At 54.1% G+C, this 14,017-nt stretch carries 19 protein-coding genes and 1 pseudogene; 18 read left to right on the forward strand and 2 right to left on the reverse strand.

Annotated elements, in window-relative coordinates:
* Window positions 1-4: 4 nt before the first annotated feature.
* Entirely contained in the window at window positions 5-1,018 is a 1,014-nt protein-coding gene (locus DCL27_RS07835) for a hypothetical protein (protein ID WP_035600991.1), read from the reverse strand.
* A gap of 485 nt (window positions 1,019-1,503) precedes the next feature.
* Here DCL27_RS07835 and DCL27_RS07840 point away from each other — a divergent pair, with 485 nt between their 5' ends.
* The 8 genes from DCL27_RS07840 (at window position 1,504) to lysC (ending at window position 4,684) form a co-directional block, all read left to right on the forward strand.
* A complete protein-coding gene (locus DCL27_RS07840; RefSeq protein WP_167352257.1) occupies window positions 1,504-1,674 on the forward strand; it encodes a hypothetical protein in 171 nt (56 codons plus the stop codon).
* Between the two features lie 122 nt (window positions 1,675-1,796).
* Entirely contained in the window at window positions 1,797-2,135 is a 339-nt protein-coding gene (locus tag DCL27_RS07845) for a phage holin, lambda family (RefSeq protein ID WP_005294224.1), read from the forward strand.
* Between the two features lie 2 nt (window positions 2,136-2,137).
* Window positions 2,138-2,689: a glycoside hydrolase family 108 protein gene (locus DCL27_RS07850; RefSeq protein ID WP_035600986.1), complete on the forward strand. Its 552-nt coding sequence runs from the start codon at window positions 2,138-2,140 to the stop codon at window positions 2,687-2,689.
* A 157-nt stretch (window positions 2,690-2,846) separates the two neighbouring features.
* A complete protein-coding gene (locus tag DCL27_RS07855; RefSeq protein WP_146196423.1) occupies window positions 2,847-3,089 on the forward strand; it encodes a hypothetical protein in 243 nt (80 codons plus the stop codon).
* A gap of 32 nt (window positions 3,090-3,121) precedes the next feature.
* Window positions 3,122-3,337: a hypothetical protein gene (locus DCL27_RS07860; RefSeq protein WP_035600983.1), complete on the forward strand. Its 216-nt coding sequence runs from the start codon at window positions 3,122-3,124 to the stop codon at window positions 3,335-3,337.
* A 174-nt stretch (window positions 3,338-3,511) separates the two neighbouring features.
* Window positions 3,512-4,102, forward strand: a complete 591-nt coding sequence (locus tag DCL27_RS07865; RefSeq protein WP_035601112.1) for a Rha family transcriptional regulator — start codon at window positions 3,512-3,514, stop codon at window positions 4,100-4,102.
* Window positions 4,103-4,119: 17 nt separating this feature from the next.
* Window positions 4,120-4,518: a hypothetical protein gene (locus DCL27_RS07870; protein ID WP_109691531.1), complete on the forward strand. Its 399-nt coding sequence runs from the start codon at window positions 4,120-4,122 to the stop codon at window positions 4,516-4,518.
* Complete coding sequence (lysC, locus tag DCL27_RS17845) at window positions 4,418-4,684, forward strand: Rz1-like lysis system protein LysC (protein ID WP_080582849.1); 267 nt, start codon at window positions 4,418-4,420, stop codon at window positions 4,682-4,684. The genes DCL27_RS07870 and lysC overlap by 101 nt, the downstream gene beginning before the upstream one ends.
* A gap of 104 nt (window positions 4,685-4,788) precedes the next feature.
* Here the strand turns inward: lysC and DCL27_RS07880 are convergent, their stop codons facing one another.
* Entirely contained in the window at window positions 4,789-5,295 is a 507-nt protein-coding gene (locus DCL27_RS07880; protein ID WP_035599639.1) for a hypothetical protein, read from the reverse strand.
* Between the two features lie 352 nt (window positions 5,296-5,647).
* Between DCL27_RS07880 and DCL27_RS07885 the strand changes: the two genes are divergently transcribed.
* The 10 genes and pseudogenes from DCL27_RS07885 (at window position 5,648) to DCL27_RS07930 (ending at window position 14,015) form a co-directional block, all read left to right on the forward strand.
* Complete coding sequence (locus tag DCL27_RS07885; protein ID WP_035599642.1) at window positions 5,648-6,184, forward strand: DUF1441 family protein; 537 nt, start codon at window positions 5,648-5,650, stop codon at window positions 6,182-6,184.
* A complete protein-coding gene (locus tag DCL27_RS07890; protein ID WP_410470720.1) occupies window positions 6,168-8,249 on the forward strand; it encodes a phage terminase large subunit family protein in 2,082 nt (693 codons plus the stop codon). The genes DCL27_RS07885 and DCL27_RS07890 overlap by 17 nt, the downstream gene beginning before the upstream one ends.
* On the forward strand, window positions 8,246-8,461 hold the full coding sequence (locus DCL27_RS07895) for a hypothetical protein (RefSeq protein WP_035599645.1): 216 nt from the start codon (window positions 8,246-8,248) through the stop codon (window positions 8,459-8,461). Before DCL27_RS07890 ends, DCL27_RS07895 begins: the two co-directional genes overlap by 4 nt.
* Window positions 8,458-9,971, forward strand: a pseudogene (locus DCL27_RS07900) (phage portal protein). The gene DCL27_RS07895 and the pseudogene DCL27_RS07900 overlap by 4 nt, the downstream one beginning before the upstream one ends.
* Window positions 9,916-11,916, forward strand: a complete 2,001-nt coding sequence (locus DCL27_RS07905; RefSeq protein ID WP_228594495.1) for a ClpP-like prohead protease/major capsid protein fusion protein — start codon at window positions 9,916-9,918, stop codon at window positions 11,914-11,916. The pseudogene DCL27_RS07900 and the gene DCL27_RS07905 overlap by 56 nt, the downstream one beginning before the upstream one ends.
* A 52-nt stretch (window positions 11,917-11,968) precedes the next feature.
* Complete coding sequence (locus tag DCL27_RS07910) at window positions 11,969-12,292, forward strand: DUF2190 family protein (RefSeq protein ID WP_035599650.1); 324 nt, start codon at window positions 11,969-11,971, stop codon at window positions 12,290-12,292.
* A complete protein-coding gene (locus DCL27_RS07915; RefSeq protein ID WP_035599653.1) occupies window positions 12,285-12,566 on the forward strand; it encodes a hypothetical protein in 282 nt (93 codons plus the stop codon). The genes DCL27_RS07910 and DCL27_RS07915 overlap by 8 nt, the downstream gene beginning before the upstream one ends.
* Window positions 12,563-13,108 (forward strand): phage tail protein, encoded by a 546-nt coding sequence (locus tag DCL27_RS07920; protein WP_035599655.1) that lies wholly within the window; start codon window positions 12,563-12,565, stop codon window positions 13,106-13,108. Before DCL27_RS07915 ends, DCL27_RS07920 begins: the two co-directional genes overlap by 4 nt.
* Window positions 13,105-13,536, forward strand: a complete 432-nt coding sequence (gene gpU / locus DCL27_RS07925; protein WP_050979633.1) for a phage tail terminator protein — start codon at window positions 13,105-13,107, stop codon at window positions 13,534-13,536. The genes DCL27_RS07920 and gpU overlap by 4 nt, the downstream gene beginning before the upstream one ends.
* The gene (locus DCL27_RS07930; protein WP_050979635.1) at window positions 13,533-14,015 is read left to right on the forward strand and encodes a phage tail tube protein; all 483 of its coding nucleotides are present in this window, start codon (window positions 13,533-13,535) and stop codon (window positions 14,013-14,015) included. Before gpU ends, DCL27_RS07930 begins: the two co-directional genes overlap by 4 nt.
* Window positions 14,016-14,017: the final 2 nt, after the last annotated feature.

A 14,017-nucleotide genomic window follows, 5' to 3' on the forward strand; every position in this document is an offset into this window, starting at 1 on the left:
CCGATTACTCGGGCTTATTTTTAACATCGCGAACATATAAAATCACAGCTGATTTTATATCTCCATCAACATGCTTAGCATTTATGCTTAGATGGACAGGTTTTCTTTCCCACTCGGCTTTTTGTAAAGCCTCTTTGTTTCCTGATTCGTCAAGGAATATATCCTGAACAACACATGTTAGCCGTTGATCTGTATCGACATTTCTTACCTTAACTTTAAAGCATTCTGGATCGGTATTATTTACTTCTTCTATGCGGTAAATACCATCTATCCGCATTTCAGATGAACGCCTACGAGCATTCGTTACTAGTTCTTTAGCCATTGCAGAGTCAATGGTAACGCCATCAATTTGCGCGCTATCAGAACGAACAAATGATTTTACCATCTGTGTCTTAGCGTCGTAAGACATGCGGTCCATATTATCAAGCAAAGGTTTTTTGGCTATTATTTCAGAAACTACTTGTAACCTCTTGGTTTCTTGTTCGCTCATTATTTGCATTGTACGGAGATGCTCTTTGTCTCCATCTTTTGCAATTTCTGCGAGGCGAGTATCTTTACGGTTATCGAGAAACCGTTTAAATACTGTTACTCCGCCCCAGATGATAGCTGCGCCGAGAACAGTAACGATGATCTCAGTTGCGTTCATTTTACCAACAAGTTCCTGTGTAAGTTTGGTTAAAAACCCATCAATGTTAATCTCAACAAGTGAAGAGCCTTGCTCAACTTTTACTTCAATTTCTAAAGCATCAAGCTCATCTTTGGTGAGTTTGCGAACGTCTGGAACACCATACTTAGCTAACGCATATGATTTGTTGATTTGTGATTGCATCTCAACAAACCCTTTCATCACTGAGGGTGTTAGCGATTTGTTGAATTTATCACCAGTTAATCTAATTTTCAGGTTAGGCCAATCTTTGAAAATTAGCTTTTCTGGTAAGTCATAACCATTAAGGTAATTCTCAATCAAATCAAACGCTTGTTGTTCGGACTCAATACGAATATCACCAAGCTCTTCCAAGACAACATCCTCATCTTAAGCTAACTATTGCCGTGGAGGTAGGCAATGATTGCTTTCTACTATGTTTTTAGCTTTGAGATAAGAAATTAATGGAAAAACACAAAAAAATCACTAGTGCGGTCCGCATTTTGCTGTGTAGTGTGTTAAGAGTGGTTACTACGTCACACCGCTTAATTATCGAAAGCAGCCTCCTTGAGGGGGCAGAGTATTGGATGTCACCGTCTGCGATGATGCGGATTACGGGGATGACTGAGGCAAGATGCCAGTTGATACTGACACAACGGGTGATTGCGGGGGATGATGATAATGGCCGCAAATGGTATAGAAGTGCTACGATAACCATCCGTTTGACGCACTCGTCATCGACCGTCGTCAACACTCATCAACGTTCCTCCGTTGTTAGTAGATCTGGTCAACATGAACTAAGCTCATCAGTAGATGTCACAGTACATGAGCTGAAGAAGTGGTGTATAGGGGTAGTTAACATGAAAAAACAAGTAGCTAAATCAGAGGTGAGGTTTGACACTCAGAAGGCGTTTGCTGGTATGGGTGCGGCTGTTGAACTTTTGATGCGTGCTGCCCCAAATGTTCTCGAGCATAAGGTTTCCGGTCCTGAGAAGCAGGGGAAAGCTCGTATGCGTAAAGCCGCAGCATAAAATCCTACCTTTTTTATAAAAGCCTCGCTTGATGCGGGGCTTTTGTATTCTACCGACAACCCTGGCAAATGCCGGGGTTTTTTCTATCCAAATTTCCCCAGCGCGGGGTAATGAGATGGCATATGCACCATAACCCAGGAAGTTGGTTGGAGTGGAAGGAGTTGCTGTGGGGCTGGTGGCAAGGGGAGACCCCGGTAGGCGGCGTATTACTGGCCATTCTGACGGCGGCTGTCCGGGTGACCTACCTGGGCGGCGGCTGGAAGCAAACGGCGTTAGAGGGAGTGTTATGTGGTGCCCTGACGCTGACCGTGGTGGCGACGCTGGACTATTTTAACCTCCCCAAGTCGCTGACCCCGGCGATCGGCGGTGCCATTGGTTTTATCGGTGTGCAGCAGGTACAGCATTTTGCCTTGTATATCTTGCACCGCAAGCTGGGACTACCGACAGACAAGGAGCGGTAATTATGGCACTCACCAAGGATCAAATTTTTGATGCCTTACTGGGGCGTGAAGGGGGTTACGTCGATCACCCTCACGACAAAGGCGGGCCGACCAAGTGGGGGATCACGGAAAAAGTCGCTCGGGCCCACGGCTATACCGGCGATATGCGCAATTTAACGCGGGCGCAGGCGCTGAAAATCTATGAAAGCGACTACTGGTCGGGACCCCGTTTTGACCAGGTGGCGGAGCTCTCTGCGCTGGTGGCTGCCGAACTGTGCGATACCGGCGTCAACATGGGGCCGTCGGTGCCCAGTAAGTGGCTACAGCGCTGGCTGACCGCCTTTAACGATGGCGAACGTTTGTACCCGGATATCAGTGCCGATGGGGTGATTGGGCCACGGACATTGTCGGCGCTGCGTACCTACCTGGATGCCCGAGGAGAAGAGGGTGAGCAGGTGCTGTTACGGGCGCTCAATTGTAGCCAGGGAGATCGTTATCTGGATCTGGCCGAGCAGCGGGTGCAGAACGAGTCGTTTCTGTATGGCTGGGTTAGGGAGCGGGTGACGCTGTCTTAGCACAAACTGAATGTAGGCGATCGGTTGTGAGCCTACTTGGAGAGTTGCCAATGGGTGTGTGATCAAGTGCAGGGGGCATCTTTTGGCGGACTCATCTAAATATGTCGATAAGTCATGTACTAGGTGTTTCATTTTTTATACTTAAATGGTGAGTGATATGAAACAGTTAACTGTTACCATAAAGGGACTTGCTCAATATGATGGTGATGCGGCAGTCGAGGCTGCTGTGAACTTTACGATTTATAATGGTGATACCGTATTGGTATCTGATGGCATTATAGGTAAATCGTTATCTCCATACTCGCGACGCTATGTCGCAGGTGATATTGATGGCGATATTAGGGTTGTGCATGACCGACCCGATCTCCACGGGCTAGAAGTGAGTGCGGCATTGTCATAAGATGACTCCGGGTACCCAAAGGAGATGATCTTATGTTTGTTGAGCCAACTCTTAAGCAAGACCCTGATAATGCAGGTTGTGTATTAGGTTGGGCCGTTCTTTGCCCTAAGCCGTGGCATCTTTTCGGTATGTATGGTTCGAAGGATGAGGCGGATATTAATGCTACACAGCAAGGCGATAAATATGTGGTTAAATATGGATCGCATTGTATAGGCACTGATGATTTTATTTACGTTGAAATAAGTTAGTCGATAATAGACACCGAGCCCTGGTTATATGCTGGGGCTTTGTCGCATCTGTGTATCGCAGCGCATATTACCAAGAACCCTTCAGAATGAGCCTTGAGGAGTCGGCTGGCTGTCGGAGCCTTCTTGGGGCCGTTTTCCTGTGCGAACAAGGTTCATCACTAAAAGGTAAATCCGATGAATAATATTATCGTGGTTACATTACCCCATAGCGAGATGCCGACCATGAGTAGTTTAGAGATGGTCGATTACATTAATGCGGATAGAAATTTAAAAGCTGAAGCACAAGGATTGAAATTCCCTTGTAGGCGTTTCAGTAAAATTCAGCATAAGCATATTCTTGCTAAAACCCCCAAAGTTCTTGGTGAAGGGCACTCAGCCAAATTTTTGGCTGAGTATAAAGACAGCACCGGGCGCGACCTTCCTTGCTATCAGTATCCAAAGCGTGAGGCTTGTCTGATGGCCATGAGCTATAGCTATGAGCTTCAGGCTCAGGTGTTTGACCATATGACAGAGTTGGAGGGAAGTAAGGATATTAATCTGTTGGATTTCTCTGGGTTAACGGACATGACAATTCAACAGATGCAGAGTCGAGTTGCAGCAGCGGAAAGCTTTTCGTTTAAAGAGCATGGGCAGACCGGTAGTGGTCTCATGATTCTACGCAAGAAAGAGAAGCGAGCTATTAAGAAGGCCGAGCTGTTGGTGAAAGATCTGATCCAATTCAAGATATGTGATCTAGGCGATTTCCCTGACGTGAATCTTGTATAAATTCTAGGTAGTTCATTATGTTAAGAAATATCTGGAAGCCACTGGCGCTCATTGCGTTGGTGGCTTTGCTTTTATGGGGACTGTCGTCCTGGCGGTACGCCGCTGGCTATGTTGATGGAAAGGATGAGGCTAATCGAGCGTGGCAGGTTAAATGGTCGCAGCGTGATGCAGGGGAAGCCCAGGCGATTACAGACAACGTGATGCTGACGCTCAACGTCATGAATCAGGTGGTGGAGACTAATCGAGATGCAAAGCACCAGATCGCCTTGGAGTCACAGAGAGCCGCGAGCGACATCAAGGCTGTTATTGCGGGCGATGATTGCGCTCGTCGGCCTGTGCCAGCTGTCGCTGCTCAGCGCCTGCGTCAGTACGCGGACAGTATACGTTCCGGCGCCGGTGCCACCGCTCAGCATTGATTTAACCGCTGATACGCCTGTACCGGCAGTGCCTGACCCACTGACCTGGGAGGCTAGCTTGGATCTCAATATGCATCTGTTATCGGCCCTGTGGCAGTGTAATGCTGACAAAGTAAGTATCCGGCGTATAGTGTTAAAACACTTATCATCTGTAGGGGATAAGTAAAAAATCCCCCCGTATGGAATAATATATTTTAGCCAAGATTGCTAGCTAGAGCTATTTAATTGGTAGTTGTCAAAGTTATCATTCTCCCTATATTTATTAATGGATTATTGACTAAGTAATGATGTTTTTAGAATGTCACCATTTTCATTATTTAACCTTCTGGTGATTTTTTTTGCTTTAATTGAGTACAGCGTATTAATTAGTTCGCTGAGTTTCATGTTGTAATCTTTTACTGTATCTAGCGTAATGATTTCTTCTTTCTTCTCACTATATAGAGCTTCAATATATGCTGAATCATTATTCTGGTTGTCGGTAGTAAATACGATGTTGATCGTGCTGTGTGCAATTATATTTCTATAATTGGCTAATTTGTTGATGCATTGATATGCTTTGAATAGCTCATGATGTAGATCCAGATCCTCATCGCATTTATCAAGCGCGGTGTTTAGATGTTTTATTTTTTCCTTTAATGTTTTGTTTTTTATTTCTTCAAATTCATTAGGTGGAAGTAGTTCTTTGAGTATGTTTTTTGTAAACAACTCAATAGTTCCAAATCTTAATATAAATGTTCCAATGTGTGGTGCCCATATATCAATGTCTGTTATTTCCATTTTGGCTGCCTAAATTAATGGACGATTATAATTCCATCATGCTTGATAATGTTGACTTGAGTTAAGTATATACCATTAATCTACTAAATCACGGAACTACTTAAAATAATGGAAGAAGAATCCAGCGTATTACCTACTGAATAATAATTTATTGAAAAGGTACTCCCAGCGGATGGACTGTCCCACGGGGCGGGGGGCGCGGGAAACGGCGCATTTTTTCGATCCTATAGTCATCATCATCATAGGGTTAACCTACTGATTTTTAATAAGCCGACCGTCAAATGATGTCGGTTTGTCCCTTTACTTATTCCATTCAGGAGAGCATTTACACGAATTTACAATAGGAGGCGCGGTGGATAATGAGCTGAAGAACCTCAAGCTCAACATCAATCAGCTGGCGGCTATCTCTCAGACTCATCGTCAAACCATCGTCTCCCGTCTTCATCACGTTCCGCTAGCACCGGGTAGTCATGCTAAGAACAAGCTGTATTACCTGACCGATGTGATCGCTGAGCTAATCAAAACAACCCCGTCCGTCCCCGCTGAACAGAACCCTAAATTGATGACGCCTCGAGAGCGTAAGGACTGGTATGACTCCGAGAAGTCGCGGGTCTGGCTGGAGAAGGAGCTGCGTAACCTGATCCCGGCTCATGAGGTGATCAGCGTGTATGCCGGCATGGTAAAGGCGGTGGTGCAGATGCTGGAAACCCTGCCGGATCGGTTAGAGCGTGATGCCGCCTTGCCAGCGCTCGCGGTGGCGCAGGCTCAGACGATCATCGATGCGCTGCGTGATGAGTTAGAGCAGCAAACCTATCAATCCTGTAGCGCGCTCTATGAACAAGGGGAGGAGGTTGACGATGGCGATGACGATGATGAGGAGGGGAACTGAACAGGCTTCCGCTCGGCGGATTGGGCAGGATATCTCCGCGCTGTTCCGTCCCCCTCGTCGGATGGCGGTGGCGGAGGCGGTAAAGCGTTATCTCCGCGTTCCGGTAGGCGCTGGCAGCTCGTTGCCGTGGGAGGCAGAGCTGACGCCTTACATGCTGGAGCCAATGAATTGCCTGTCCCTGCGTGAGTTTGACGCGGTGATCTTCGCCGGGCCCTCGCGAACGGGGAAAACGCTGGGGTTACTGGATGGCTGGATTGTTTACGGTATTGTCTGCGATCCGGGCGATATGCTGGTGGTGCAGATGACGGAGGGAAAGGCCCGCGAACACTCTAAGACTCGCTTGGCGCGTATCTTCCACCATAGCCTGGCGGTTAGACGCCGCCTCAGCCCGATACGCAACGACAACAACGTCCACGATAAGATCTTTAGTGACGGCACCTTTCTGAAAATCGGCTGGCCCTCGATCAATATTTTCTCCTCCTCTGACTATAAGCGCGTCGCGCTGACGGATTACGACCGCTATCCGGAGAACATCGATGGCGAAGGGGACAGCTTCGCGTTGGCCTCCAAGCGTACCACCACCTTCATGTCCGCCGGAATGACGCTGGTAGAAAGCTCGCCGGGGCGGGAAGTCATCAACCCGAAATGGCGTCGAACCACGCCACACGAAGCGCCACCGACGACCGGCATCCTGGCGCTCTATAACCGCGGCGATCGACGCCGCTGGTACTGGCCCTGTCCGCACTGCGGCGAGTATTTCCAGCCGGCGATGGAGAACATGACGGGATACCGCGAGCAGGCCGACCTGATGCAGGCTAGCGAGGCCGCGCATCTACAATGTCCATCCTGTGCAGGCGTGATCCTCGCCGAACAGAAACGTCTGCTGAATAACCGGGGTGTCTGGTTGCGTGACGGCGAGCGTATCGACTCCCATGGTCAGCGTAGCGGCACACCACGTCGGTCACGTATCGCCTCTTTCTGGTTGGAGGGGCCAGCGGCCGCGTATCAGAGCTGGCCGCAACTGGTCAACAAGTTATTGAGCGCCGAACAGGAGTATGAAACCACCGGCAGTGAAGAGACGCTGCGTACGGTGATCAACACCGACTGGGGATTGCCGTACCAGTCCCGGCTAGCCCAGGGGGGCCAGAATAGCGAGAGCTTGATGGCGCGCGCCGAAGCGTGGACGAAGCGCACTATCCCGCCCGGTGTCCGTTTCCTGGTGGCGGCCGTCGACGTTCAGGGGGGCAAAAACGCCCGCTTTGTGGTGCAGGTCGTAGGGTATGGCAGCCAGGGCGAACGTTGGATCATCGATCGCTATAACATCCGTCACTCCGCGCGCGCCGATGGACAAGGAGAGAGCCTGCCCGTCAACCCCGCCGCCAACCCCGAGGACTGGCAGCTGCTGCGCAGCGATGTACTGGAGAAAAGCTATCCCCTCGATAGCGAGGGGACGCGACGGTTACCGATCTTGGCGATGGCCGTCGATTCCGGAGGCGAAGACGGCGTCACCGATAACGCCTATGCCTTCTGGCGCGCCTGCCGTCGCGATGGCGTGGGCGGCCAGGTCTATCTGTTTAAGGGGGATGGATTAGCGCGCACTAAGCTGATCAGCAAAACCTATCCCGACAACACCGAACGCAGCGATCGCCGGGCACGAGCTCGAGGCGAGGCCCCGCTGTATCTCTTGCAGACCAATCAACTGAAAGATCGCATCGCTAGCGCACTGGCGCGAGAAACGCCGGGGCCGAACTACGTGCATTTTCCTGATTGGCTCGGCGCATGGTTTTACGAGGAGCTGACCTATGAAGAACGTGGTGCTGATGGCAAATGGCGCAAGCCGGGGAAAGGCGCTAACGAGGCATTCGACCTGTTGTGTTATGCCCATGCGTTGGCACTCCTACGCGGTTATGAGCGCATCAATTGGGCGAGCCCGCCCCGCTGGGCGCGGTTACCGCAGAATGCGCCGGAAACACTCACACCGACGCCACACCCGGCGTCAGCCATAACATCACCACGCCAGAAACCGATCCCATGGGGCGGCCAATCAGGAGGAGGATGGCTATGAGCCAGACACAACGCGCGATCTTACAAGCCCTGTATGACGACTATGTACAGGCTGAACATGCCGTACTCAAGGGGCGGTCGATCACCCTCAACGGCCAATCGATGACGATGGAGAACCTGGCCGAAATCCGCAAGGGGCGGGAACAGCTAGCCCGGCAGTTGCAGGATTTGACGGGACGGCGCCCCCTCTACCGCACGGCGAGGTTTTCATGAACCTACTCGACGAAGTGATAGGGTTTCTCTCGCCAGCCTGGAAGCTATCCCGTTTGAGCGCGCGCTACGCCATTCGCGCCTTCGAAGCCGTCACACCGACGGGAACTCACCGCGCCCGACGAGAAGGGCGCAGTGCCGATCAACTGGTGCAGTTCGCTGGTCGCTCTCTGCGTGAACAGGCCCGCTGGCTCGACAATAACCATGACTTGGTCATCGGCGCCCTGGACAAATTGGAGGAGCGCATCATTGGCGCCCGCGGCATCGTCGTCGAACCGCAACCCCTTACACGAACCGGCGAACTGGACCAACCTTTAGCCGAGCAGATCCGCCAAGCGTGGTCCGAATGGTCGGTCAGCCCAGATGTCAGTGGCCAATACACCCGTCCGGTACTGGAGCGCTTACTGCTCCGCACCTGGCTACGCGATGGTGAGGTCTTCGCACAATTGGTCATGGGGGCGGCGCCCGGCTTGACACCGGTTGCTGGCATTCCCTTCTGGTTGGAGGCGCTAGAGCCTGACTATGTGCCGCTGGACTACAACGAGCCGGCGCAGGGCATTGTGCAGGGGATCCGCTTCAATGCCTGGATGCGGCCACTGGCGTATCGTGTGTTTCTGCATTATCCCCGCGGTGCGGGCGGTCTGACGGCAAGCAAACAGATCGACGCCGCGCGCATGCTACACCTCAAGTTCACCCGACGGCTGCATCAAGTGCGAGGTGTCTCGCTGTTGTCTGGGGTCATCATGCGCCTTTCCGGTCTCAAGGAGTACGAAGACAACGAACTGCTGGCGGCACGCATCGCGGCCTCGCTGGGAATGTATATCCAGCGCGGGGAGGGGATAGACTACGATCCGAGCAGCTATAGCACCGAGATGTCGCGTGACCTTCAGCTGACCCCGGGAATGGTCTTCGATGGCCTCCGCCCCGGAGAGAAGATCGGCCTGATTAAATCCGAGCGTCCCAACCCCAACCTGGAATCGTTTCGCATGGGACAGATGCGGGCGATCGCGGCCGGGAGCCGCAGCAGCTTTTCCTCCATCGCTCGCAACTATGACGGCAGTTACAGCGCCCAGCGCCAAGAGCTGGTGGAGGCCCAAGAGGGCTACACCGTCCTACAAAACACCTTCATCGCGGCGATCAGCCGCCCCTTGTACCGCCGCTGGCTGGCAATGGCGCTGGCCAGTGGGGTGATCCGGCCCGAGCCATACAGTGACCCCGAGACCTTGAATAACGCCGTCTACAGCGGGCCGGTCATGCCGTGGATCGACCCCCAGAAAGAGGCCAATGCCTGGCGCGTGATGATCCGTGGCGGCTCGGCAACGGAAAGCGATTGGGTCGTGCCCGTGGCGGCACCCCCGCCGAAGTGAAACGCCGCCGTAAGGCGGAAGTAGACGAAAACCACAAGCTGGGTTTGGTCTTCGACACCGATCCGGCCAACGACAAAGGAGGCTCCCCCGATGACAGACACGACACGCCATCCACCGAGGAACAGTTGCGCACCCGCCGGCGTTAAGGGCTGGTTCAGTATCTGCGCTACTGCACCCCGGACGGCGGAAATCCGCATCTACGATGAGATCGGCTTGTGGGGTATCTCCGCGCGCCAGTTCGCCGATGGTATCACGGCCTTGGGTGAGGTCGATCGCATCGACCTACATATCCATTCGCCGGGCGGCGATGTCTTTGATGGTATCGCCATTTACAACCTGCTGAGTCACCACCCGGCAAGCAAGACGGTCTACATCGATGGCTTGGCGGCCAGCATGGCCTCGGTGATCGCCATGGTCGGGGATCCCATCATCATGCCGGAAAACGCCATGATGATGCTGCATAAACCTTGGGGGATAGCCGGCGGTGATGCCGATGACATCCGTGATTATGCCGACCTGCTGGACAAGCTAGAGACGGTACTGATCCCCGCCTACATGCAGAAATCTGGCCAGAGTCGCGAGGCGATCGCCGCCCTGTTAGAGCAGGAAACCTGGCTATCGGGTGCGGAGTGTGTCGAACAGGGTTTCGCCGACACCCTCGCCGCACCGCTGCAACGCATGGTCGCTCTTCAATCCCAACGTTTAGAGGAATTCGCGCATATGCCGAAGACAATTCGCAACATGGTAAGTCCGCCGCGCAACAGCGGCGAGATGCCCGCGTCCGCCACCGCGCCGGACGAAGTACAGATCCGCGCCCAAGAGCGCGAGGCGCAGCGCCAGCGCGTCAACGCTATCCGCGAGTTGTTCGCGCTATTTGGTGAGCAACAAACCGAATTGATGATGCTCTGCATTGGTGATGTCGATTGTGGCATCGAGCAGGCGAAAGACCGTCTGTTAGCGGCCCTAGGCCAGAACGCCAGCGCGAGCAATGTCCTGGAGGCTCCGCAGAACCGCCCAGGCGGTCATGTCGGTAACGGCAACATCACGGGCGACGCCATTCGCCAGGCGTTGCTGGTCCGTGCCGGTTTTGAGGAGAGTCAGCGTGATAACCCCTACAACGGCATGACGCTGCGTGAGATGTCGCGTTGCTCGCTGACCGATCGGGGCGTGGGGATAGCGGGGCTCAATCCAATGCAGATGGTCGGGCTCTCTTTTACCCATAGCACCTCTGACTTCGGCAACATCCTGCTCGATGTGGCGCACAAATCCATCTTACAGGGCTGGGAGGAGGCGCCGGAGACCTTCGAACAGTGGACCCGCAAGGGCAGTCTCTCCGACTTCAAGGTTGCGCATCGCGTAGGGTTGGGCGGTTTCCCCTCACTGCGCCAAGTGCGTGAAGGGGCGGAGTTCAAGTATGTCACCTTGGATGATCACCAGGCGACGATCGCCCTGGCGACCTTCGGTGAGCTGTTCAGCGTGACCCGCCAGGCCATCATCAACGACGACTTGCATATGCTGACCGACGTACCGATGAAACTGGGGCGGGCGGCTAAGGCCACCATCGCCGATCTGGTGTATGCCATCCTGCTCAACAACCCGAAACTGTCGGCGGACGGCATCGTCCTGTTTGATAGCGCGAAACACGGCAACATCCTAAGCGGCGCGGCAATGGACGTCGCCAGCCTGGATAAGGCGCGCCAGTTAATGCGCCGGCAAAAGGAGGGGCAGCGTCATCTTAACATCCGTCCCGCCTTCGTCTTGGCCCCGACCGCATTAGAGGCCAGCGCCAACCAAGTGATCCGCTCAGCCAGCGTCAAGGGCGCCGAGGTGAATGCCGGGGTCATTAACCCGATCCAGAACTTCGCCAGCGTCATCGCCGAGCCGCGCCTAGACGATAGCAGCGTTACGACCTACTACCTGGCGGCCGCCAAGGGAAGCGACACCATCGAGGTTGCCTACCTCAACGGTGTGGATGTCCCTTATATCGATCAACAGGAGGGCTTCGAGGTGGATGGCATCACCAGTAAGGTGCGCATCGATGCCGGTGTTTCGCCCATCGATCATCGCGGTCTGGTGCGCTGCGACGCCTAACCGTCCATGAGGAATTTTGAGATATCCGGCCGCAGGCCGGTAGGAGAACCGTATGGCGAACAACTATCTGCAACGGGGCGGTACGATCGACATCGACGCTGGGGAGGCGGCCATTGCCAGCGGCGCGCTGGTAGCGCTGGGGGATATGGTGGTCATCGCACTCGGCCACATCGAGCCTCATCATAGCGGTGTCGGGCTGACCGAAGGCGTCTTCTTGGTGCCAAAACTGGAGTCCGAGGTGATCGAGTCGGGAAAAAAGCTTCATCTGAAGAATGGCGTGGTGCAATTGTCCGCCTCGGGCGCCGTGTATGTCGGTAAAGCCTGGGCGAACGCCGGGGCGGGTACGACGCTGGTGGCGGTGAAGATCAATGCCTAGCCCTTTTACCCAGTTTGCGGCCTCGCTGGATGCGTTGACGCAGGCCCGAATGGGGGAGCAGGTGCAGATCAACGGGCTGCCGTATTGTGCGGTACCCGCCACTAGCCCGGCGCTGTTTGGCGCCGTCGAGGCGGAGCTGACGACACTGATGATTTTCAGTGCCGCCTATCGTCCCCAACGCGATGATGAGGTGGTTTGGCAAGGCGCCGAGTATCGGGTGGCCCGCTACCATCGTCAGAATGGCAAATACGTTATCCAACTGGAGCCGCAATGAAAGGTGAAGACAAACTGCGAGCCATCTTGACGGATCTGGGGGGCAAGGAGTTAGCGCGCGCCAGCGCCCAAGTGGTCAATCGGCTCGCCGCCAAGGCGATCACCCGTAGTTTACGACGGGTGGCGCGTGAAAAACGCCTACCGGTACGGCGCCTGAAACGTCGAGTCAGGTTGACTCAGGCCAAGGCCAACACGGAGTGGCCACAGGCGCGTATCCGCGTATACCGCGGCGATTTTCCTGCGATCAATCTGGGGACGGCACGCATCTTGGGTATTCCTGGGCGGCGGGACAGCGTGCTGCACGTCGGTCATCACTCCCTACCGGGCGCCTTCATCCAGTACCTAAAAACGGGGCGTTGGCAGGTTCTACGCCGCGATGGCCGGGCGCGTATGCCCATCCACGTGGTGAAGATCCCGGTGAAGGAGGCGCTCACGACCGCCTTTCGCGAGGAGACCCAAAGACTATGGCAAGACAACCTACCTCAAGCGTTACAGCAGGCGATGGCGCGCCAACTTCAGTTACTGCTCCGCCGTCAGCGTTGACCCCGCAGGGCGCCATCCGTCACCGCATTCGCCAACGGGTACTCGATCGACTGAAAACGGCGTTGCAAGGCGAGTCTCAGGTCCACTTTTTCGATGGCAGCCCCAGCTTTATCGATGGCGAGGCCGAACTCCCTGCCGTGGCCGTCTACCTCAGCGATCTACAACCGGAGGCGGTCTACTTTGACAGCATTAGCTGGTCAGGCGTGTTACACGTGCAGATTTTCCTGCGGGCGCGTGAGCCGGACGCTGCTTTAGACCGCTGGGCGGAGTGTTACGCGGCGCCACTGCTGGCCGATCCGGCGCTACTGACTCCATTCGACGGAGATCTGGCGCCATTGGCATGCGACTACCAGCGCGATGAGGAGTTGGGTATCTGGGGCGCGATCGATCTGCAATATCAAATCCGTTACACACAGGAGCAGCTATGACAGCGACAACGACCCCGCAGAAGGGCAGTGGTACCACCTTATGGATCTACACCGGCCAAGATATGGCACGCCTCAATGTCATCAACGACGACGACTGGCAGCGATTGGGCAAGGTCAAAGATATCCAACCGGGTGAACTGCAAGCCGAAACGGACGAAGATAACTATATCGATGACGATGATGCCGACTGGAAGCGTAACGCCCAGGGGATTAAATCTGTCAGCGACTCTACCTTCACCCTAGCCTGGTTACCGGGCGATCCCGGCCAGCAGGCGGTGCTGGCGGCCTTCGACGATGGCCGCGTGATGGCTTACCGGCTGAAATATCCGAACGGAGTGATCGACATCTTCTATGGCTTCGTCTCTGCACTCGGCAAGAGCGTAAGCCAGAACGAAACCATCACCCGTATCATTCGTTTCACCCACAGCGGCAAACCGACGTTGGCCGAGGTCGGTTCACTTCCTGAAAACGCAACGTGAAT

Source organism: Edwardsiella tarda ATCC 15947 = NBRC 105688 (genome assembly GCF_003113495.2).
Taxonomy (GTDB): domain Bacteria; phylum Pseudomonadota; class Gammaproteobacteria; order Enterobacterales; family Enterobacteriaceae; genus Edwardsiella; species Edwardsiella tarda.